At 66.9% G+C, this 18,859-nt stretch carries 20 protein-coding genes; 11 read left to right on the top strand and 9 right to left on the bottom strand.

The window, feature by feature from the left end; translation table 11 throughout:
* Positions 1 to 6 precede the first annotated feature (6 nt).
* From ACPCUW_RS00825 to yhjD, 3 genes are all read left to right on the top strand, one after another.
* A complete protein-coding gene (locus ACPCUW_RS00825) occupies positions 7 to 939 on the top strand; it encodes an oxygenase MpaB family protein (RefSeq protein WP_423423387.1) in 933 nt (310 codons plus the stop codon).
* A 104-nt stretch (positions 940 to 1,043) separates the two neighbouring features.
* A complete protein-coding gene (gene trpS / locus ACPCUW_RS00820; protein WP_030513557.1) occupies positions 1,044 to 2,066 on the top strand; it encodes a tryptophan--tRNA ligase in 1,023 nt (340 codons plus the stop codon).
* Positions 2,067 to 2,115: 49 nt separating this feature from the next.
* Positions 2,116 to 3,129, top strand: a complete 1,014-nt coding sequence (gene yhjD / locus ACPCUW_RS00815) for an inner membrane protein YhjD (protein ID WP_423423386.1) — start codon at positions 2,116 to 2,118, stop codon at positions 3,127 to 3,129.
* A 40-nt stretch (positions 3,130 to 3,169) separates the two neighbouring features.
* Here the strand turns inward: yhjD and ACPCUW_RS00810 are convergent, their stop codons facing one another.
* Positions 3,170 to 3,580, bottom strand: coding sequence for a YbaB/EbfC family nucleoid-associated protein (locus ACPCUW_RS00810; protein ID WP_051755335.1), 411 nt, complete (start codon positions 3,578 to 3,580; stop codon positions 3,170 to 3,172).
* Positions 3,581 to 3,683: 103 nt separating this feature from the next.
* On the opposite strand from ACPCUW_RS00810, the gene ACPCUW_RS00805 reads away from it, so the two are divergent.
* The 4 genes from ACPCUW_RS00805 to ACPCUW_RS00790 all read left to right on the top strand — a co-directional run bounded on the left by ACPCUW_RS00805 (position 3,684) and on the right by ACPCUW_RS00790 (position 6,502).
* On the top strand, positions 3,684 to 4,193 hold the full coding sequence (locus tag ACPCUW_RS00805; RefSeq protein WP_423423385.1) for a YbaB/EbfC family nucleoid-associated protein: 510 nt from the start codon (positions 3,684 to 3,686) through the stop codon (positions 4,191 to 4,193).
* A gap of 7 nt (positions 4,194 to 4,200) precedes the next feature.
* The gene (locus tag ACPCUW_RS00800; protein ID WP_423423384.1) at positions 4,201 to 4,560 is read left to right on the top strand and encodes a WXG100 family type VII secretion target; all 360 of its coding nucleotides are present in this window, start codon (positions 4,201 to 4,203) and stop codon (positions 4,558 to 4,560) included.
* A gap of 114 nt (positions 4,561 to 4,674) precedes the next feature.
* Positions 4,675 to 5,781, top strand: a complete 1,107-nt coding sequence (locus ACPCUW_RS00795) for a hypothetical protein (RefSeq protein ID WP_423423383.1) — start codon at positions 4,675 to 4,677, stop codon at positions 5,779 to 5,781.
* A gap of 97 nt (positions 5,782 to 5,878) precedes the next feature.
* Positions 5,879 to 6,502 carry an antibiotic biosynthesis monooxygenase gene (locus tag ACPCUW_RS00790; protein WP_063015619.1) on the top strand — a complete coding sequence of 208 codons (624 nt, stop codon included), beginning with the start codon at positions 5,879 to 5,881 and terminating at the stop codon, positions 6,500 to 6,502.
* A 24-nt stretch (positions 6,503 to 6,526) separates the two neighbouring features.
* Here the strand turns inward: ACPCUW_RS00790 and ACPCUW_RS00785 are convergent, their stop codons facing one another.
* Positions 6,527 to 7,903: a serine/threonine-protein kinase gene (locus ACPCUW_RS00785; RefSeq protein WP_423423382.1), complete on the bottom strand. Its 1,377-nt coding sequence runs from the start codon at positions 7,901 to 7,903 to the stop codon at positions 6,527 to 6,529.
* A 250-nt stretch (positions 7,904 to 8,153) separates the two neighbouring features.
* Between ACPCUW_RS00785 and ACPCUW_RS00780 the strand changes: the two genes are divergently transcribed.
* Together ACPCUW_RS00780 and ACPCUW_RS00775 are read left to right on the top strand one after the other, a co-directional pair.
* Complete coding sequence (locus tag ACPCUW_RS00780; RefSeq protein ID WP_063015621.1) at positions 8,154 to 9,032, top strand: helix-turn-helix domain-containing protein; 879 nt, start codon at positions 8,154 to 8,156, stop codon at positions 9,030 to 9,032.
* Positions 9,032 to 9,232: a DUF397 domain-containing protein gene (locus tag ACPCUW_RS00775; RefSeq protein WP_423423538.1), complete on the top strand. Its 201-nt coding sequence runs from the start codon at positions 9,032 to 9,034 to the stop codon at positions 9,230 to 9,232. Before ACPCUW_RS00780 ends, ACPCUW_RS00775 begins: the two co-directional genes overlap by 1 nt.
* Here ACPCUW_RS00775 and ACPCUW_RS00770 read toward each other — a convergent pair.
* Together ACPCUW_RS00770 and ACPCUW_RS00765 are read right to left on the bottom strand one after the other, a co-directional pair.
* Complete coding sequence (locus tag ACPCUW_RS00770) at positions 9,195 to 10,370, bottom strand: NAD(P)-dependent oxidoreductase (protein ID WP_423423381.1); 1,176 nt, start codon at positions 10,368 to 10,370, stop codon at positions 9,195 to 9,197. The genes ACPCUW_RS00775 and ACPCUW_RS00770 overlap by 38 nt on opposite strands.
* A 35-nt stretch (positions 10,371 to 10,405) precedes the next feature.
* Positions 10,406 to 11,719, bottom strand: coding sequence for a serine hydrolase (locus ACPCUW_RS00765; RefSeq protein WP_423423380.1), 1,314 nt, complete (start codon positions 11,717 to 11,719; stop codon positions 10,406 to 10,408).
* Positions 11,720 to 12,055: 336 nt separating this feature from the next.
* Here ACPCUW_RS00765 and ACPCUW_RS00760 point away from each other — a divergent pair, with 336 nt between their 5' ends.
* Both ACPCUW_RS00760 and ACPCUW_RS00755 read left to right on the top strand, forming a co-directional pair.
* On the top strand, positions 12,056 to 13,516 hold the full coding sequence (locus ACPCUW_RS00760) for an MFS transporter (protein ID WP_423423537.1): 1,461 nt from the start codon (positions 12,056 to 12,058) through the stop codon (positions 13,514 to 13,516).
* Positions 13,506 to 14,159 (top strand): TetR family transcriptional regulator, encoded by a 654-nt coding sequence (locus ACPCUW_RS00755; protein ID WP_245007156.1) that lies wholly within the window; start codon positions 13,506 to 13,508, stop codon positions 14,157 to 14,159. The genes ACPCUW_RS00760 and ACPCUW_RS00755 overlap by 11 nt, the downstream gene beginning before the upstream one ends.
* A gap of 13 nt (positions 14,160 to 14,172) precedes the next feature.
* Here ACPCUW_RS00755 and ACPCUW_RS00750 read toward each other — a convergent pair whose 3' ends face one another.
* From ACPCUW_RS00750 to sdhA, 5 genes are all read right to left on the bottom strand, one after another.
* A complete protein-coding gene (locus ACPCUW_RS00750) occupies positions 14,173 to 15,057 on the bottom strand; it encodes a phenylalanine 4-monooxygenase (protein WP_423423379.1) in 885 nt (294 codons plus the stop codon).
* Positions 15,058 to 15,476: 419 nt separating this feature from the next.
* A complete protein-coding gene (locus ACPCUW_RS00745) occupies positions 15,477 to 15,911 on the bottom strand; it encodes a PIN domain nuclease (protein ID WP_094025322.1) in 435 nt (144 codons plus the stop codon).
* Positions 15,908 to 16,117: a type II toxin-antitoxin system VapB family antitoxin gene (locus ACPCUW_RS00740; RefSeq protein ID WP_039776673.1), complete on the bottom strand. Its 210-nt coding sequence runs from the start codon at positions 16,115 to 16,117 to the stop codon at positions 15,908 to 15,910. The genes ACPCUW_RS00745 and ACPCUW_RS00740 overlap by 4 nt, the downstream gene beginning before the upstream one ends.
* Positions 16,118 to 16,288: 171 nt before the next feature.
* Entirely contained in the window at positions 16,289 to 17,065 is a 777-nt protein-coding gene (locus tag ACPCUW_RS00735; protein WP_036498394.1) for a succinate dehydrogenase iron-sulfur subunit, read from the bottom strand.
* Positions 17,065 to 18,849 carry a succinate dehydrogenase flavoprotein subunit gene (sdhA, locus tag ACPCUW_RS00730; RefSeq protein ID WP_423423378.1) on the bottom strand — a complete coding sequence of 595 codons (1,785 nt, stop codon included), beginning with the start codon at positions 18,847 to 18,849 and terminating at the stop codon, positions 17,065 to 17,067. Before sdhA ends, ACPCUW_RS00735 begins: the two co-directional genes overlap by 1 nt.
* Positions 18,850 to 18,859: the final 10 nt, after the last annotated feature.

The raw sequence follows: 18,859 nt of genomic DNA, 5'->3' as shown, positions 1-18,859 counted from the left end.
GCGACGATGCCTGGTCCGGGATATTTCTCCGACGATTCGATGATCCGCCGGGTGATGCGCAAACGCGCGGTGGGACTGACGTACGGCCTGCGGGCGCTGGTGATCGGCGCGGTCCATCCGTTGTTGTTCGTCGGCACCGCCGAGAACACCGCCCACCGAGCCACCCCCTACACGCGTCTCGCACTCACCGGTCGCCTGTTCGAGGCGGTATTCCTCGGCGACGAGGACGAGGCCGACCGCGCGCTGGCGTTCACCCGCAAGCGGCATCTCCCCGTCGACGGTGTGCTGCCCGAGGACGCGGGCCCGCATCATCCGGCGGGTTCGCACTACTCCGCGCTGGACCCGCACTTGATGTTCATGACCATGGCGTTCACCGCCGACTCCGCCGAGGTCATGCACGACCTGCTGGTGCGCAAACTGACTCCGGGCGAGCGGGAGGATCTGTACCAGGACTACGTGCGCTGGGGCGAGTTGTTCGGTATGCCGCGTTCGGCCGCGCCCGCCGACTATCCGGCCTTCCGGCGATCTTTCGATGCCTACCTCGCCTCGGACGAGCTGTATCTGACCGACGAGGCGCGGCTCGTGGGCTCGTATCTGGCGGGTAAGCAGGTGCCGCATCCGCTGCCGCGCCCGTTCCAGCAGGCCAGCAGCGGGGCGCATCTGCTGGTCCAGGGCTCGCTGCCGCCGCGGATCCGGCGGATGTACGACATTCGATGGGGCCGGCGTGAAGAGCTCGCGTACCGGGGACTCGCGCAGGCCGTGCGCACCGCCCACGTGCGCCCGCCGTTGGCGCCGCCGGTGCTGCGCGACACCCTGTCCGGCCCGAGCGCCCCGGTCTATCGCCTGATCACGCGGCGGGAGAAAGACCTGGTCGCCAGCGGTAGGTCCAGTATGCCGGGGGTGGATCCGCGCAACTACGCCGAACGGCACGCGGTCTGAGCGACGCCGCCCCGCACGCCGCCGAGAGCGCCGGCCGTGCGGGGCGGCGCACGTCCTCGCTCCCTCGGAAAAAACCGCTTGGGCGTGCATGGGAAGATCGGTTCATGTCCAGTCCTGCCCCCAGCGAACGCAAGCAGCGGGTCCTCTCCGGCGTCCAGCCGACCAGCGACTCCTTCCACCTCGGCAACTACCTTGGTGCGCTGCAGTATTGGGCTCCGCTGCAGGACGACTACGAGGCGCTCTACTTCATTCCGGATATGCACGCCATCACGGTGTCGCAGGACCCCAAGCAGCTGCGCAGCCGCACCGTGCGCAGTGTCGCGCAGTTGCTCGCGATGGGTATCGACCCCAAGCGGTCCACCCTGTTCGTGCAGAGCCAGGTGCCCGAGCACGCCGAGCTCACCTGGGTGCTGAGCTGCATCACCGGCTTCGGCGAGGCCAGCCGGATGACCCAGTTCAAGGACAAGTCGGCCAAACAGGGATCCGACAACGCCACCGTCGGCCTGTTCACCTACCCGATCCTGATGGCCGCCGACATCCTGCTGTACCGCCCGCAGCTGGTACCGGTCGGTGAGGATCAGCGCCAGCACCTGGAATTGACGCGAAATCTGGCGCAGCGCTTCAACACTCGCTTCAAGAAGACCTTCGTGGTGCCCGAGCCGCATATCGTCACCGGCACGGCGAAGATCTACGACCTGCAGGATCCGACCTCGAAGATGAGCAAGTCCGCCGCCAGCGACGCGGGCCTGATCAATCTGCTCGACGATCCGAAGGTCTCGGCGAAGAAGATCCGCTCGGCCGTCACCGACACCGAGCGGGAGATCCGCTACGACCCGGAGACCAAACCGGGCGTCAGCAACCTGCTGGTGATCCTGTCCTCGCTCACCGACACGCCCATCGTGACACTCGAAAAAGGCTTCGAGGGCAAGGGATATGGCGAGCTCAAGGCCGATGTGGCCGACGCCCTGGTGGAATTCGTGACACCGCTGCAGGCGAAAGTGCAAGAGTATCTGGACGATCAGGGCGAACTCGATCGCATTCTCGCCACCGGAGCCGAGCAGGCGCGCGAGATCGCCGGTAAGACCCTCGCGCAGGTGTACGACCGAGTGGGTTTCCTGCACCGCTGATCTGCGCCGCGCGAGGCCGTGTTGCGGTTGAACAGGTTCGGGAGGACAGGTGCTCGACAAGCTCAAAGCGCGGATCCAACGTGAGGTGCGAGCACGGCCGTGGCTGGACCACGCCGTCCGCGCCGGCGGCAGCTACCAGCGCCAGCGCGGCGACTACTTCGCGGCCGGTATCACGTACTTCACCGTGCTCTCGCTGTTTCCGCTGCTGATGGTCGCCTTCGCGGTCGCCGGGTTCGTCCTCGCCCGCGATCCGCACCTGCTCGAAGAGTTGCGCGACAAGATCGTCGAGAACATCCCGGGTTCGTTCGGCAGCCAGGTCAACGATCTGATCGACCAGGCCATCAAGTCCCGGGCCAGTGTGGGCATCATCGGTCTGTTCATCGCCGCCTACAGCGGCCTGGGCTGGATGGCCAACCTGCGCGCCGCCCTGACCGAGCAGTGGGAACAGCCCGCGCAGGAAGGCAATTGGTTCCGGACCAAACTGTCGGACCTGCTGGCACTGGCCGGACTCGGTGTCGCGATGGTGGTGTCGCTGGGCTTGTCGGCGTTGTCGTCCAGCGGCCTGGCGCTGCAGCTGCTGGAAAGTGTCGGGCTCGACAAGGTGCCCGGTGTCTCCTGGCTGTTGCGATTGCTGACGCTGGTCCTGGCGGTGCTCGCGTCCTGGGCGGTGTTCGTCTGGATCATCGCCCGGCTGCCCCGACAGCCGGTGACCTTCACCAGCGCCGTGCGCGCGGCCTTCATCGCCGCGATCGCGTTCGAGATCTGGAAGCAGGTGGCCTCGTTCTACCTGCAGAAGGTGCTCACCAGTCCCGCGGGCGTCGCCTTCGGCTCGATCATCGGCCTCATGGTCTTCGCCTACATCACCGCCCGCATCATCCTGTTCGCCACCGCCTGGGCGGCCACCGCCCGGGAGAACGAGGTGGAGGCCGAGATCCCGGCCCCGGGCCCGGCGGTGATCGAACCGAGGATGCACGCGGGCATGACGGCGAGTACGGGCCTGGCCCTGTTCGGCGTGGGAGCGGCGCTGGGCTCGATGGTCGGTATCGCGCGCCGCAAGCGGTGACGCGTCGCCGGACTCGAAAGCTGTTGTCCGCCCGAGGGTCTCACCGCGCACCGGCTTCATCGGGGCCGAAGTCCGGCTCGGACTCCTCGGGATCGGGGAACCGCTCGGCATAGCGGTCGATGATGTTCGCTCCCGCTTCGTCGTCCCCGACCGTCTCGTGCACGGTGGCCGCGATCTGCTCTCGCATCCGCACCTGGGCGCGCTGCAGCGTGCGCATCAGCTCGGCCGACAGCGCGGCGGGTTCGGTGCCGCGGACGGAATCGGCGAAGCGGATATCGGTCGGAATTCCCTCGCCGTCCACCGTCACCGCGATGCCGCCACGTGAGGTTTCGGTGACGCTCAGACTCGACATCCGATCGTGCAGTTCCCGGTACTGCTCGGCCTTGTGTTCGAGGTCGTCGGCCCAGGCCGTCAGCTGATCGGCGGCGCCGTCCGGGTCGTTCGGATCCACGGGTCCATCCTGACACAACGGACAGGTTTGCCGAGTGCGGGAACCGGCTACCGATTCGATGCGTCGGAATACAGGACGCGACAAGTCCGATTGAGGGGACCCAGTGGATTCATCCGGCTACGATCAGCTGCGCGCGCGAACCGACGCCCTGCAGGTGCAGGTCGATTCGATGCTCGAGAGTTACGAGTATCAACTGCGCGATATCGCCACGGCCCGAGACACTTTGGCCGTCGCGACCGCCGAAGGGTGGTCCTCGGACAATCTGATCCGCGTCATCAGCAATTCGGCGGGCATCCCCATCCAGGTGTGGGTCGACCCCGCCGCATTCAAACGCACCACCCCGGAGAAGCTCGGCACCGCCATCACCGAGGCGGCACAGGCCGCCGCCCGCGCGGCGAAGTCGGAGGTCGGTGCGGCGATGGCCCCGATCCTCGCCAACGAGAAACGTTTCCACATCGCGAATCCGCTCGGCGAGGACATGGATTTGCAGCGCGTCGTGGACGGCATCCTTCCGCCGCCACCGCAACCGGTGGCCGAGCCGGAACCGGCCCCGGAGCCACCGCGCGTCGCGGAGGACGACGAGGACAACGGGCCGCACTGGAAGGGCTGGTGACCCGGATATGACCGGCGCCAACGAGTTTCGCATCGAACTCGACGAATTCCGGCGGCACGCGCCGCGTCTGGGTCGACTCGGCAAGCAGCTCGAGGAGGATCTGAAGAATCTCACGGTCGATCTCGGTGAGGTCACCGGCAAATGGGGAGACGACATCTTCGGTTCCGCGTTCGCGCAGAACTATCTGCCGAAAGCCGAACAGGCGCTGCAGGATATCGCGAAGGCCGCGCTGATGTTCGCCCATCTGGAAGAGTCGTCCGGCGCTGCGGCCGATACGCTCGAGGCCGCTGACGAGGGACTCGCCGGGTTGTTGAACAAGGTCCGCGACACCATCGAGAAGAACGGCATCAACGGGGGGAAAGCGTAAGCGATGGGCATCGAGATACCCGACTATCTGAAGCCGGTTGCCTCCCTCGTCGCCTGCGACTGGCCCAAGGCCGACGAAACCGCCCTGCTGCGGATGGCCGACCACTGGGAACATATGGGCGACACGCTGTCGCAGATCCGTGCGGAAGGCGACGCCGTCACCACCGCGATTCTCGCCCGTATCGACGGCCGGACCCACGAATCCATCCAGCAGTTCTGGCGTACCGCCGGGGACGACCTGGAAGGTCTGGTCACCTTCTGCAAAGCGATCGCCATCGCCTGCCGGGTGATGTCCGTGCTGATTCTCGCGGTGAAGCTCTACATCATCGCGATGCTGGTCGAGCTGGCGATCAACTTGGCGATCGCCGCTGCCGCGGCCGTCGAGACGCTGGGCGCGAGCATGGCCGAGGCGGCCGCGGCCGAGGTCGCGACCCGCGTGGTGATCCAGCAGGCGCTGAAGCAGCTACTGAAGCGGATCATCAAGGAAACCGTCATCGAGGGGCTCGAGGGCTTCATGAAGGGGGCCGGGAAGGAGCTGGCCTGGGAGGCGGGGGAGAACGCGCTCGGCCTGCGCGACGGCCTCAACCTCGACGATATCGGGAAAGCCGGTCTGCACAACGGTATTTCGAGCGCGGCGAGCGGTGCGCTCGGCGGGGCACTGCGCAAGGTGGGGGTGGACGAGCACAACAGGACGCCCGACGGCCGCAACCCCCACACCCATGAGCCGGAGAGTCCCGGCGCGCCGAAAACCGATGAGCGCAAGAAGTTCGAGGGCAAGGTCGGCGACTTCGGGGAGAAGGTTGCGGGAGAGGTCGTCGAGGGTCCGCAGGACGACAAGAAGCGTCTGAAGACCGACGCCGCACAGCTGGCGAAGCACTGGTTCGGCCACGACTCCGGCAGCGGTACGCCGGCTCCTGCCGCGCAGCTGCCGTCTTCTACCCCGAACCTCCTGTCGGACAGCGCAACCGATTTGTACAGCCGGTATCCCGATGCGAACCCCGGCGGCGGGCTGGACCACGGCCCGTCCGGCGCAACGGTGCCGGGTAGCGGCGACGACCCCTCCATGCTGTACCCGGCCTCGCGCCCGGACGGCGGCAATGCCGAGTCACCGCAGCCGGCCGTGAGTAGCGCCGTAGCGAGCGGCAACTCCGGCTTCAGTCTCGATCTTGACGGTGACACCTTCTACCGGGAGGAGAACGGGAGCCGGCTGCGCCTCGACTGACGCCGAGCGGACTATTGCGAGCGCCCGTGCATCGGAGCAGGCTGAGATGCACCGGTGGCGCCGCCGGGCGCTGCCCCGAGCAGAGAGGGGGTGGGTCGTGTTCGCACGGTCTACCACGATTCAGGCGCAACCCTCCGCGATCGATGCCGGAATTGCGCATATGCGGGACGAGGTCATGCCGATGCTTGCGGAGACCCCCGGCTGTACCGGTTTGTCCCTGCTGGTCGATCGCACGTTCGGTCGCTGCATCTCCACCACCGGATGGGAATCCGAGGCCGCGATGCACGACAGCGAGAGCGCCTTCATGGCGGAGCGTGACCGGGCGGTGACGGTCTTCGGCGGTACCGCCGCCCAGGTCGCGGAATGGGAGATCGCCGTCCTGCACCGGGACCACCGCTCCATGCCCGGGGCTTGCGTGCGCGCCACCTGGATCAAGACCGATCCGAGCCGCCTCGACATGTCGACCGACGCCTACCGCAACTACATCCTGCCGGGGATGGAACAACTCGACGGATTCTGCAGCGCGAGCCTGCTGATCAACCGCGCATCCGGCCGTGCCGTGTCCTGCGGCGTCTTCGACAGCGCCGAGGCCATGCAGCGCAACCGCGAGCAGTCCGCGGCGCTGCGGGTCGACGCGGCCCGCCAGGTCGGCGTCGAGGCCATCGACGTGCGCGAGTTCGAGCTGGCGCTGGCCCACCTGCGGGTGCCGGAACTGGTGTGAGGGCGGCGTGGAGCGGTGCCGTAGCTACTTCGGCGCCGCCAGCTGCTCCAGCTTCGCGGCGAGCCACCGTCCGTCCACGAACTGCATCGTCAGCAGAACCGAGATCTGACTGCTCCGTTCGGTCGAGGACGTGTTGTTGGTGAGGGCCTGGGTGATGATCGCGGCGACCTCCGCGCGATCGGCATCGGAGGTCTTCACGAAACACTGAGCGTCTGACACGTGGGATCGCGCCTGCGACTGGGTGACGACATCCTGCAAGGTAGGCATGGTCGACTGCATCTGGGTCTTCAGATCACCGGTGGTGGCATCGAGAACTGCCGTCTGATAGGCCCCGAATTTGTCGTAGTCGTAGGTGGAGACGGTGCGGCCGAAGGCGCAGGCGGCGTCGCGGGCGGCGTCGGCCGAACGCTGCGCGTCGTCGGTGGACCTGTTGTGGTACAGGACGAATGCGCCGGCCCAGCCCGCGCCGAGGACCACCAGTACGGCCACGACCGCGGCCACGATCCACCCCCAGCGGCGACCGGAGCCGGACGCTGGTGCCGTGTGCGGCGCGCGTGACGCGCTCGCGGCCGATGCGTAGTGAGCGGCCGCCGCGAGTTCGCCGCAGCTGCTGAACCGCTCCTGCGGATTCTTGGCCGTGGCCCGCGCGATCACTGCATCGAAAGCCGCTGGTAGCCAGGGGTTCTGCTGGCTCGCAGCCGGAAGCGGGATGTTGAGGTGGGCATGGATGAGCTGAGCGGGTGAGGCGCCGGGATACGGCGGCGCTCCGGTCAGCATGTGATACAGCGTGCAGCCGAGGGCATAGACGTCCACCCGCTGGTCGACCGGCATACCGGGGTCGAGCTGTTCGGGCGCGGCGTATCGGAGGCTGGCGTGCACCTCGCCGGACCGCGTCAACTCGTTCGTATGATCCAGGATCTTCGCTATGCCGAAGTCGGCGAGGAAGACCTGCTTCGAATCACCCTGTGCGAGCAGGATGTTGGCGGGTTTCACATCGCGATGAAGCACCCCGGCGCGGTGGGCGAAGTCCAGGGCCTTCGCCGCTTCGGTGACGATCGCGACCGCGTGTTCCGGATGCATGGGGCCGTTGCGCAGCACCGCCGCGACGTCGGTGCCCTCGATGTACTGCATGGCCATCCACAGCCGATCGCCCTCCTGGCCCCGGGCGTAGACGGTCACGATGTTCAGATGTGACAGGCGCGCAATGGTATCGGCTTCTCGCAGAAACCGATGGCGGGCGTCCTCGTCCCCCGCGAAGGCCGGATTGAGCACCTTCAGGGCCGTGTAGCGCGGCAGATCGCGATCGTGAGCCAGATACACCTCGCCCATACCGCCCGCGCCGAGCAGTCGCTCGATCCGGTATCCGGCAAAGACCTGCCCGTGCACCAGTGTCTGAGCCACCGGCTGTACCTCCCACCCTGAATTCGCCCCGACCATACCGGACGCGTCGACGCATCCGGCAGTGGCCGTCGTGGTGCCGAGCCGTGCGCGGCCCGGTCCGCCGTCCGGGATGCGGGTCGAAAGGCGCTGGGCGGTGCAAAGCTTCCTGGGGTTATGCGGAGATCGAATGAAATTCCGCGGTGGACGCGTCGTAGTGGTTCGCGTGATGGTGTGCTGGCGTCGTCGAATCGGAACCTGTTGGGAGGCAGGCATGTCGGAGTACGGGTCCACCTTGCCGCGACGGCAGCTCGGAAGGTATCTGCGCAACGGCCGCGAGGAATGCGGGCTGACCCTGCATCAGGCCGCTGCGCTCATTCAGCGCAGCGCGAGCACCCTGCAACGCATCGAGCACGGCATGGTCGCGCAACTGCGAGAGGTGGATATCGAAGCCCTGTGCAAGATCTACGGCTTCGAAGGAGACGACGTGCTCGCGATGAAAGCTCTTGCGGTCCAGGGCAAAGAGCTGAGCTGGTGGTGCGAATACGGAGACGTGATTCCGGAGAACTTCGACTTCTATGTCGGGTTGGAGGCATCGGCGCGAAGTTTGAAAACTTACGAACCGGAACTCGTTCCCGGTCTTCTCCAAACGCCCGCGTATGCCGGGGCGATGTGCTCGACTGCTCATCCAGAAGACACCGCCGAGGAGCATGCGCGCCGGGTGCAACTGCGGATGCGCAGGCAGACCAGAATTACACGCAAGTATCAGCCGGCCGTACTGGACGTGATTCTGCGGGAATCAGCCTTGAGGTGCGTAGTCGGCGGCCCCAAAGTGATGGCTGCGCAGCTGAAACACCTCGCGGACGTAAGCTGTCGCCCGAATGTCAGCGTGCAGGTACTGCCGGATCGCGCCGGGTTTCCGCTAGGCGAAGCAGTCGGTTCGTTTGTGATCCTTGATTTCGGCAAAGACCGCGGTGGGCAGCTCGCAGAGCCACCGGTTGTCTACGTCGAAGGCTTCATCGGGGATATGTATCTCGAAAAACCTGTAGCGGTGCAGCGGTACCATCAAGCCTACGAAGGTCTCCGGCAAAGCGTGATGGATCCGGTCGCGAGCCGATCCCTGCTCCGGCAGATAGCGAAGGAGTACGTGTGATGGTGGATCTCGCAGGTGCGCGGTGGTTCAAGAGCAGCCGTAGCGGCGGCTCCAAGAACTGCGTCGAAGTAGCGTTCCTGACCGACAGTCTTGTGGGCGTGCGAGATTCGAAGAATATCGCTGGTCCGGCCTTGATCTTCACCGGCGCGGAGTGGTCGGCGTTCACTGCGTCCGCCGCCCGGGGCGACCTCGACATCTGATTGCGCCGACGGCCGCGAGGGGGTCTGGCGCTGCCGTCAGCCCGGTCGTGCGGTGAACTCCGCTCCGCTCCGGTAGAACCGCGAAATCTCGGTAAGCAGCTGCGCGGAACTGGCTTTCATTGCCTGCACCGTCGTTCCGCCCACGTGGGGGCTGAGCGTGGTGTGCGGATTCGACGCCAGTGGTGAGGTGAATCGCGTTCCCTCCGTGGCGAATACGTCGATGGCGGCGTGGCCGAGCCCACATTCCGGGTCGCGCAGCGCCGCATCGAAGAGCGTCTTCGGGAACAACCTGTGCGCGTGCGGTATTGACCAGAATCGAGCCGGGTTTCATCCATCGCAGTTCCCGCGCGCCGATGAGCCCGGCGGTCGCCGCGGTGGACGGTACGTGGACGGAGACGATGTCGCAGCCGGTCATCAGCTCGCGCAGCGTGCCTGTCCATCGCGCGGGCCAGTGCTCCGCATCCCGCGCGGTGAAACGCGGCGAGCCGTGGACCCAGACCTCGGCTCCGAACGGTGCGAGTCGTGCCGCGACCTCCCGCGCGATCGCCCCGCTTCCGATGAGGCCGACGCGTGAATCCGCCAGGCTCCGAACCGGAATGCCGTCGATCGCCGCCCTCCAGTCACCGGCGCGCAATGCCGCGTCGCGCCTTGCGACGCCGCGCAGAGCGTCGAGCATGAGACCGATCGTCAACTCCGCTACCGCGCCGGCGTTGGCCCCCGGTGTGGACAGAACCGTGACACCGCGTTCGGCGGCAGCATCCAGGTCGAAGCTGTCCAGGCCCGAGGCGGCCTTGGCGACCATACGAAGCGGTTGCCCGTGGGTGCTCGCGGTCAGTCGCTCGAATGCGCCGCGGGTCAGCGGAATTCCGGCGCGACATTTCAGCGCGTCGTAGCCGCCGTGGTTTTCGAATGCCGCCACGATGTCGTCGGCACGGAAACCGTCGATGTCGATCGAGTGCCAGCGGCGCGAGATTTCCGAACGAAGGTTCTGATCCGTCACCCGCCGCAGATTGACCGTCGGGGTGAGCCCGAGTTCCGCCAGGCCCGCGAGTTCCGGGATCGCCGACTCACCGGGCGCCGGATCGATGACGAGTACGCGAGGTTGCGCGGGACAAGGCCTCGACTCGGCGGGTGTCACCGCGCCACTCTCGAAAGCTGTCTCGGCCTGCGGAGCTACCGCCGCGACCGGCCCCAGCGTGACCACCCGAACAAGCCCAGCACGATCGCCAATCCCAATGCGCCGATGATCCCGATCGTGCGCAGGTTCGAGTTGCTGTGGGGTGTCGAGGGGGCGGCGGCGGTCGGGGTGTCGTGGGCGGGCGGGGACGCCAGGGCGACGTTGGTGTTCGAGTCCTCGCCGGTGTTGCGGTCGGGCAGGGAGCCGATGGTCGCGCCGGCGGGGAGGGCGAAGGCGTAGTCGAGGAGGCGGGCGGCTTGCTCCGGCGGGCGGATGGGGAGGACGTCGGCCTTGAGCAGGGTGACGACCAGGCGGTGGCCGTTGCGTTCGGCGGCGGTCACGAAGGTTTGCCGGGCGTCGTCGGTGTAGCCGGTCTTGCCGCCCAGGTCACCGTCGTAGTCGTACAGCAGGCGGTTGTCGTTGGCGATGGGGAAGCCGGGGTGGTCCTTGTCGTCGGGGATCTTGGGGTCGGCGGGGTAGCCGGGGAAGTCGTACTGCTCGGTGTGGATGATCGAGGCGAAGGTGGGGTTCTGCATGTCGTGGCGGAAGATCGTCGCCAGGTCGTAGGCCGAGGTGCTCATTCCGGGGCCGTCCAGGCCGGAGGGGGTGGCGGCCCGAGTGTCCATGGCCTGCAACTGTTTTGCCATCGCGTTCATCTTCGCGACGGTGGCTTCGTCGCCGCCGAGCTGGGTGGCGATGGCATGGGCGGCGTCGTTGCCGGAGCACATCAGCAGCGCGTGGAACAGCTGGTCGTTGGTGTAGCGGCCACCGGGGCCGATGCCGACGCGGGTGCCGTCGGCGTTCGCGTCGTCCTGCGTGCCGATCACGACCTGGTTGGGGTCCAGCGCGGGGAGTGCGACCGCGGCCAGCAGCGTCTTGATCGTGGAGGCCGGTCGGTAGCGGCCGTGGGGATCCTTCGCGGCCAGCACCTTGCCGGTGTCGAGGTCGGCGACCAGCCAGGCGGTCGCCGAGATGTCGGCGGGCACCGGTGGTGCGCCCGCCGGAACCACCACGCCGCAGCGTCCGAGTTTGTCGCCGCCGATCGGATTCGACGGCACCGGTAGCGGCGACGGCGTCGTACTGCCGGGCGCCGGCACCTCCGAGGTATCGATCGGCGCGGGCGGGGCCGTCTTGTTCGGGCAGGAATCCGTATTCGGGGTGGTGAACGGCGTGGACGGCGGCGCGGGCGCCGCGTCGGCCACGCCGAGCCCGGTAACCGTGGTGGCGCCCAGCAGCCCGGCAGTCAGTACGGCGGCCGCCAGCGAGCGGGATCGGCGGACGCGGACGGTGCGGGACATGCGGGTGTTCATCGACATGCAGCTTATGCGGCGTTGCGCGATGGTGCCGCGAACACCCGCGCCCACGAAGTATTGACAGAGACCACGAAATGAGAGCTACTATCAAAATATAGACACAACCAACTGAATGGACATGTCATGAACTTGCGGAGATCATCGGAATCGCCCGCATCGACCGGGACCGCGGCGCGGGAGGAAGAGGCCGGACGCTCGGTAGCGACCGCCGGGCCGTCGGCAGCGGACCGCGAACCGCACACGGCCGATGCGCCTGGCGCCGATGCGCCGGGAGTCGATGTGCCAGGCGCCGGGCGGGCGCGCTGGCTCGCCCTCGGTGCGCTCGGGCTGGCGATGCTCACCATCGGCCTCGACACCACCGTGCTGGTCGTAGCGCTACCCACCATGGCCCTCGACCTGCATGCGAATACCGCTGCGCTGCAATGGTTCACCACCGCCTACACCCTCGCGCTGGCCGCCGTGATGCTGCCGGCGGGTGCGCTCGGCGACCGCTACGGCCGCAAGAAGTTCCTGCTGGCGGCGCTGGTCGTCTTCGGTGGGGCATCGCTGTGGTGTGCGCTGGCGACCTCGGCGGGGATGTTGATCGCCGCCCGCGCGGTGCTGGGTATCGCGGCGGCCGCGATGATGCCGCTGTCGATGTCGGTGCTGCCCGGCCTTTTCCCGGATCGGACCGAACGACAGCGCGCATTGACGATCTGGGTCAGCTCCACCGCATTGGGGCTTCCGCTCGGTCCGATCGTGGGTGGCTGGCTGCTGAACCATTTCTGGTGGGGTTCGGTCTTCTTGATCAACGTCCCCCTGGTGGTGGTCGGGTTGATCGCGGTGGCGCTGCTGGTTCCGGAGACCCGCAGCGATTCGGCCTTCCGCATCGATCTGCCCGGGGTGCTGCTCTCGGCCGCGGGCATGCTGGGGTTCACCTACGGATTCATCCGTTTCGGCGAACAGGGGTGGGGCGACGGCGCGGCCTGGGCGGCGGTGGTCGCCGGTGCGGCGCTACTGGGCGGCTTCGTGTGGTGGCAGCGGCGGATCGCGCATCCACTGGTCGACATCGCACTGTTCGCCAACCGCGGATTCCGTTGGGGCACCGCGTATTCCGTTTTCGTGAACTTCGCGATGTTCGGCATGTTCTTCACCGTGCCGCAGTACTTCCAGGCGGTGCTCGGCGTCGACTCGCTCGGTAGCGGGCTGCGGTTGCTGCCGCTGATCGGCGGGCTGGTGGTCGGCACGCGGGTGGTCGACAAGCTGCTGCCGAAACTCGGGGCGCGGATGGTGCTCAGCGGTGGCTTCCTCATCCTCGGCGCCGGGCTCGCCATGGGCGCGATGACCCGGGTGAGCAGCGGATACGGCTACACCGCGGCCTGGACCACGATCCTGGGCTTCGCGATGGGCCTGGTCATGCCGGCCGCGATGGGAATGGCGATGGGGCAGCTGGGAGCCGAGCGCGCCGGTTCCGGTTCGGCGCTGCTGCAGGCGCTGCGCCAGGCCGGTGGCACCATCGGCGTGGCGGTGCTGGGTACCGTCCTGGCCACGCAGTATCGCTCCGACCTGGGCTCCTACAACCACGAGCCGGTGTCGGACGGTGTGAACGCGGGTGTCGCGGTGGCTCGGACCACCGGCAACGCCGACATGCTCGCCCACGTGCAATCGGCCTTCGTCTCCGGGATGGGCGCGATGCTGTGGCTGTGCGCCGGAGTGTGCGTGGTGGCGGCGCTGCTCGCCGCGATCCGGACCCGAAGCGGGGAGCCGGACCCGCACTCCGCGGCCGATGCGGGAGAATCGGTGCATGTCGGCTGAGTCGAAAGCACCCGCTCGGGCCCACTCCGGGGCGACCACGTCGCCCCGGGTGGGCCTGCGCGAACGCAAGAAGCAGCGCACCCGCCGCACCATCCGCGCGGAAGCGATGAAACTGTTTCAGGCACAGGGATATTCGGCGACCACGATCGAGCAGATCGCCGAGGCCGCCGATATCTCGCCGAGCACCTTCTTCCGTTATTTCCCGTCCAAAGAGCAGGTGGTGCTGGCCGACGACGTCGATCCGATCATGATCCACGCGCTCGAATCCCAGCCGCCGGAGCTGACGCCGCTGGCCGCGTTCCGCCAGGCGATGCGCGACACCTTCGACAATCTGGACCCGCAGGACTGGCAGTTCGAGCAGGACCGGATGAAGCTGATCTACAACGAGCCCGAGCTGCGCAGCGTGATCATGCAGGAGACCGAACGCAACGTGGATCTGGTCTCCGCGCTGCTCGCCCGCCGAGTCGGCCGCGAACCGAGCGACTTCGAGGTCCGTGCCTTCTCCGGGGCGATGATCGGGGCGATGATGACCGCGTTCGGCCGGGAGGGGCTCGATCTGGACAAGATCGACCGGATCGTGGAATTCATGGAGGCGGGCATGCCGCTGGGGCCGGCGGTCCCCGAGCCGGAATCGGGCGACTGACGCCACCCTCCGATCAGGACGCGGTCAGCTCGGCGGCCGCGCTGTCGTCGGTCATGCCGGCGAAGAAACCGCCGATCACGTCCTCGATCTCGGAAATCGACCGCGCGCAATACAGAATCGGCTGATAGTGCGTGATGTCGTAGGTCGCGGTGCCCATGTCGTGAATGTTCAGCGGACGCAGCCGGGCGTGCCGGAACTCCTCGATCTCGCCGAACGAGGACAGCAAACCCGCGCCGTAGCAACGCACTTCGCCCTTTTCGCGCACTACACCGAATTCCATGGAGAACCAGAATACGTCGGCCAGGAATTTCAACGCCGCCTCGGTCTCCAGCCGGGACACCGCGGCGCCGACTTCGGCATAGATCGCGGCGAACCGCGGCGACGCCAATTGATTTGCGTGCCCGATGATTTCGTGAATCGAATCGGGCTCCGGCGTGTACAGCGGAGCGGAATGGTGGCGAATGTACTGGGTGGAGTGGAAAATTCGATCTGCGAACGAGCCGAAGAATTCGCGCAGCGGCACCAGGCCGGCCGCCGGCACGTAGCGAAAACCGGTGAGCGGCACCAGTTTCGCGGTCACCTCGTCCAGTTGCGGAATATGATCGGCGGGCAGGTCCAGTCGCCGGGCGCCCTCGAGCACCTCCGCCGACGCGTACGTCCGATGTCTGCGCGTCAACTCCGCCGACACGATGCGCCAGACCCGCTGCTCCTCCTCGGTGTAGTCGATGCGCGGCAGCGTCTCGCCCTCCCGATACGCCAGCGCCAGCGCGGCGATCGCGTTGCGCCGCGCCCGATACTCCGGATCGTGCACCCCCGGATGCTCGGCACTCAAATGCACCGTGACATCGCCGTCGTTACCCGTGGTAACCGGCGAATACAGCTGACCTTCGGTGAACATGCCTCCAGGCAAGCACCCGCACCCCGATCCGACAACAAACCCCCAGCAAACTGAGCAAATTGCCTAGTTACAGCCGGTCCTCCGGTCTCCGCGCTCGAGGTGACATTCACCCTGTGCCAGCAGCAAGGCCTCGAGTCCGCCATCCGAACTCCGCTCAACGAGCTGGACCAATGCCTGATGTCCGACGTGGTTCGGTGCCGACTGCAATCGGTCCCGCCAGTCTGCAGCGTATTCGCGAAGTGCGAGCAGCATTTCGGAGACTGCTTCGTCCAGTGTCGCGCCGGTAGCAGCGATCGGCGCGCCGGGGATGTATATCGACCAGCCGTCCTCGAACACGATCTCGGCGCCTACAGCCTTCGCTCGCCGCGTTCGAAATGATGGCCCACCTCGCTTTCGTTCGTGGCTCGAATAATCGATCGTCAGTCGATACTTCCTCTCGGCACGACCCAGACATGTGGCTGACGCGTGACCGAGGCGATGTGTTCGAAGTCTTCGTCGTAGTGCAGGATCGTGGCTCCGTGGTACTCGGCGACTGCCGCGGTGAGTAGGTCGACGATGCCGGCTGCACGATGCTTTCCCTGTCTAGCGAGCAATAGCTGCACTTCACGAGCCCGGTCGGCGATCGGCTCGGTGACCGGAAGCGTGGTGAATCGTGCCCGGCGGCTGTGCGCGATGTTCTGGACGTCTGCCAGATTTCGACCCGAATAGCCTGCTTCGAGATCGAGCGTGACGCACGTTGCGGCCGCACGATCGGCGAGCAAACCGGCGATGACGGTCCGGACGCCGGGATCGCTCAGGCGGGCATATGCGGATGTATCGATCAGGTGCAGACGCAGTGGGATCGGCTCGATCACCGCCGAGCCCCGCGCATGACCTCGGGGTCGCCGATATCCGGACCGACTCCGAAGCCGTAGGGATCGTTCAGGATCTCCTCGACGCGCCGACGACGTTCGGCGACGAACCGAAGCGCCGCGTTGACGGTGTCCTTCTTGGTGGTTGTGCCCAGCTCCTTCGCCGCCAGGGTCAAGGCCTCGTCGTCCAAGTCGATCATCGTCTTCATATTTACCACGGTATGTCCGCCCCCTTATAACGAGCAATACTGGTTGATGCAACCGTTATTCGGCGCCACCGGCCATGTGGATGGGTGCGTGCGCTGGGGCCGGGCACTGGATACGAAAAAGCCGCCCGCATCGAAGATGCGGGCGGCCTTCATGTTTCGTGCTCTGCTACCTCAGGGCCGGGCGAACAGGAGGGCTCGCTTGACCTCCTGGATGGCCTTGGTGACCTCGATGCCGCGGGGGCAGGCGTCGGTGCAGTTGAAGGTGGTGCGGCAGCGCCAGACGCCTTCGACGTCGTTGAGGATGTCGAGACGCTCGCGGGCGCCCTCGTCGCGGCTGTCGAAGATGAAGCGGTGAGCGTTCACGATCGCGGCCGGGCCGAAGTAGCTGCCGTCGCTCCAGTACACGGGACAGGAGGTGGTGCAGCAGGCGCAGAGGATGCACTTGGTGGTGTCATCGAAGCGGTGCCGGTCGGTCTGGGACTGGATGCGCTCACGGGTCGGCGCGTTACCCGAGGTGATCAGGTACGGCTTCACCGCGCGGAACGCGTCGAAGAACGGCTCCATGTTCACCACGAGGTCCTTCTCCACGGGCAGGCCGCGGATCGGCTCGACGGTGACGGTGAGCTCCTTGCCGTTCTTGGGCAGCATGTCGCGCATCAGGACCTTGCACGCCAGCCGGTTCACGCCGTTGATGCGCATGGCGTCGGAACCACAGACACCGTGCGCGCAGGAGCGCCGGAAGGTGAGCGTGCCGTCCAGGTAGGACTTGATGTAGATGAGCACGTTCAGGAAGCGGTCGGTCGGCAGGACCGGCACCTGGAACGAATCCCAGTGCGCGCCCTTGTCGTCCTCCGGGTTGAACCGGGCGACCTTCACCGTCACCATGGTCGACCCGTCGGGCACGGGGGCCGGCTTCTGCCCGGCCGGGGCTTCGGCTACAGCAGTCATCAGTACTTACGCTCCATCGGCTCGTAACGGGTCTGCACGACCGGCTTGAAGTCGAGCTGGATGTCGGCGATCAGCTCCGCCGGCTTACCGTGCTCGACCTGCTTGTACGCCATGGTGTGGCGCATGAAGTTGACGTCGTCGCGGTCGGGGTAGTCCTCGCGGGCGTGGCCGCCGCGCGATTCCTTGCGGTTGAGCGCGCCCACGACGGTGACCTCGGCCAGCTCCAGCAGGAAGCCGAGCTCGACGGCCTCGAGCAGGTCGCTGTTGTAGCGCTTGCCCTTGTCCTGCACGGTGATGTGCTGGTAGCGCTCCTTGAGCGCGTGGATGTCGGTCAGCGCCTGCTTGAGGGTCTCCTCGGTGCGGAACACCGCGGCGTTGGCGTCCATGGTGACCTGCAGCTCGGTGCGGATGTCGGCGACCCGCTCGTTGCCGTGGTCGCTCAGCAGCAGCGTCAGCCAGTCCTGCACCATCTGCGCCGGGTTCTCCGGCAGCTCGACGAATTCGGTGCGGGCGGCGTACTCCGCGGCGGCGATACCCGAGCGGCGGCCGAACACGTTGATGTCCAGCAGCGAGTTGGTGCCCAGGCGGTTCGAGCCGTGCACCGACACGCAAGCGCACTCACCGGCGGCGTACAGGCCGGGGACCACGTCGGTGTTGTTGCGCAGCACCTCGCCGCGGATGCGGGTCGGGATACCACCCATCACGTAGTGACAGGTCGGCATGACCGGCACCGGCTCCTTCACCGGGTCCACACCCAGGTAGGTGCGGGAGAACTCGGTGATGTCGGGCAGCTTCTCCTCGAGCACGTCCTCGCCGAGGTGGGTCACGTCGATGAAGACGTAGTCCTTGTTCGGGCCGCCACCGCGACCCTCGAGGACCTCCTTGACCATCGACCGGGCCACGATGTCGCGCGGCGCGAGGTCCTTGATGGTGGGGGCGTAGCGCTCCATGAAGCGCTCACCGGAGGCGTTGCGCAGGATGCCGCCCTCACCGCGGACGGCCTCGGAGATCAGGATGCCCAGACCGGCCAGGCCCGTCGGATGGAACTGGTGGAACTCCATGTCCTCCAGCGGCAGCCCCTTGCGGAACACGATCGCCATACCGTCACCGGTCAGCGTGTGCGCGTTGGAGGTGGTCTTGTACATCCGGCCGGAACCGCCGGTGGCGAAGATGATCGCCTTGGCGTGGAAGACGTGGATCTCGCCGGTGGCCAGCTCGTAGGCGACCACGCCGGTGGCGACCGAACCGCGGTCGGTCTCGCTCATCACCAGGTCGAGGACGTAGAACTCGTTGTAGAACTCCACGTCGTGCTTGACGCAGTTCTGGTAGAGCGTCTGCAGGATCATGTGGCCGGTGCGGTCGGCGGCGTAGCAGGCGCGGCGGACGGGCGCCTTGCCGTGGTCGCGGGTGTGACCGCCGAAGCGACGCTGGTCGATCTTGCCCTCGGGCGTCCGGTTGAACGGCAGGCCCATCTTCTCCAGGTCCAGCACCGCGTCGATGGCCTCCTTGGCCATGATCTCCGCGGCGTCCTGGTCGACCAGGTAGTCACCACCCTTGACGGTGTCGAAGGTGTGCCATTCCCAGTTGTCTTCTTCGACGTTGGCCAGCGCGGCGCACATACCGCCCTGGGCCGCGCCGGTGTGGCTGCGGGTCGGGTACAGCTTGGTCAGCACGGCGGTGCGAGCCCGGGGGCCGGCCTCGATCGCCGCGCGCATCCCCGCGCCACCGGCACCGACGATGACCACGTCGTAGCGGTGTTCCTGAACCGGACGGGATTCACTCATCGCGGAGGCG

The sequence above is a fragment of the Nocardia sp. AB354 genome, assembly GCF_049538315.1.
In the GTDB taxonomy this organism is placed as follows: Bacteria; Actinomycetota; Actinomycetes; order Mycobacteriales; family Mycobacteriaceae; genus Nocardia; species Nocardia nova.
The sequence above is the reverse complement of the archived record's forward strand: the minus strand, read 5'-3'. Positions and strand labels throughout refer to the sequence as shown.

Excerpts from the sequence above, each read along its gene's own strand:
- ACPCUW_RS00755 (WP_245007156.1), top strand. The coding sequence starts at position 13,506 with ATGTCGGCTGAGTCGAAAGCACCCGCTCGGGCCCACTCCGGGGCGACC.
- ACPCUW_RS00780 (WP_063015621.1), top strand. The coding sequence starts at position 8,154 with ATGTCGGAGTACGGGTCCACCTTGCCGCGACGGCAGCTCGGAAGGTAT.
- ACPCUW_RS00795 (WP_423423383.1), top strand. The coding sequence starts at position 4,675 with ATGGGCGACACGCTGTCGCAGATCCGTGCGGAAGGCGACGCCGTCACC.
- ACPCUW_RS00800 (WP_423423384.1), top strand. The coding sequence starts at position 4,201 with ATGACCGGCGCCAACGAGTTTCGCATCGAACTCGACGAATTCCGGCGG.
- ACPCUW_RS00775 (WP_423423538.1), top strand. The coding sequence starts at position 9,032 with ATGGTGGATCTCGCAGGTGCGCGGTGGTTCAAGAGCAGCCGTAGCGGC.
- trpS (WP_030513557.1), top strand. The coding sequence starts at position 1,044 with ATGTCCAGTCCTGCCCCCAGCGAACGCAAGCAGCGGGTCCTCTCCGGC.
- ACPCUW_RS00750 (WP_423423379.1), bottom strand. The coding sequence starts at position 15,057 with ATGTTCACCGAAGGTCAGCTGTATTCGCCGGTTACCACGGGTAACGAC.
- ACPCUW_RS00740 (WP_039776673.1), bottom strand. The coding sequence starts at position 16,117 with ATGAAGACGATGATCGACTTGGACGACGAGGCCTTGACCCTGGCGGCG.
- ACPCUW_RS00765 (WP_423423380.1), bottom strand. The coding sequence starts at position 11,719 with ATGAACACCCGCATGTCCCGCACCGTCCGCGTCCGCCGATCCCGCTCG.
- ACPCUW_RS00735 (WP_036498394.1), bottom strand. The coding sequence starts at position 17,065 with ATGACTGCTGTAGCCGAAGCCCCGGCCGGGCAGAAGCCGGCCCCCGTG.
- sdhA (WP_423423378.1), bottom strand. The coding sequence starts at position 18,849 with ATGAGTGAATCCCGTCCGGTTCAGGAACACCGCTACGACGTGGTCATC.
- ACPCUW_RS00760 (WP_423423537.1), top strand. The coding sequence starts at position 12,056 with ATGCTCACCATCGGCCTCGACACCACCGTGCTGGTCGTAGCGCTACCC.
- ACPCUW_RS00825 (WP_423423387.1), top strand. The coding sequence starts at position 7 with ATGCCTGGTCCGGGATATTTCTCCGACGATTCGATGATCCGCCGGGTG.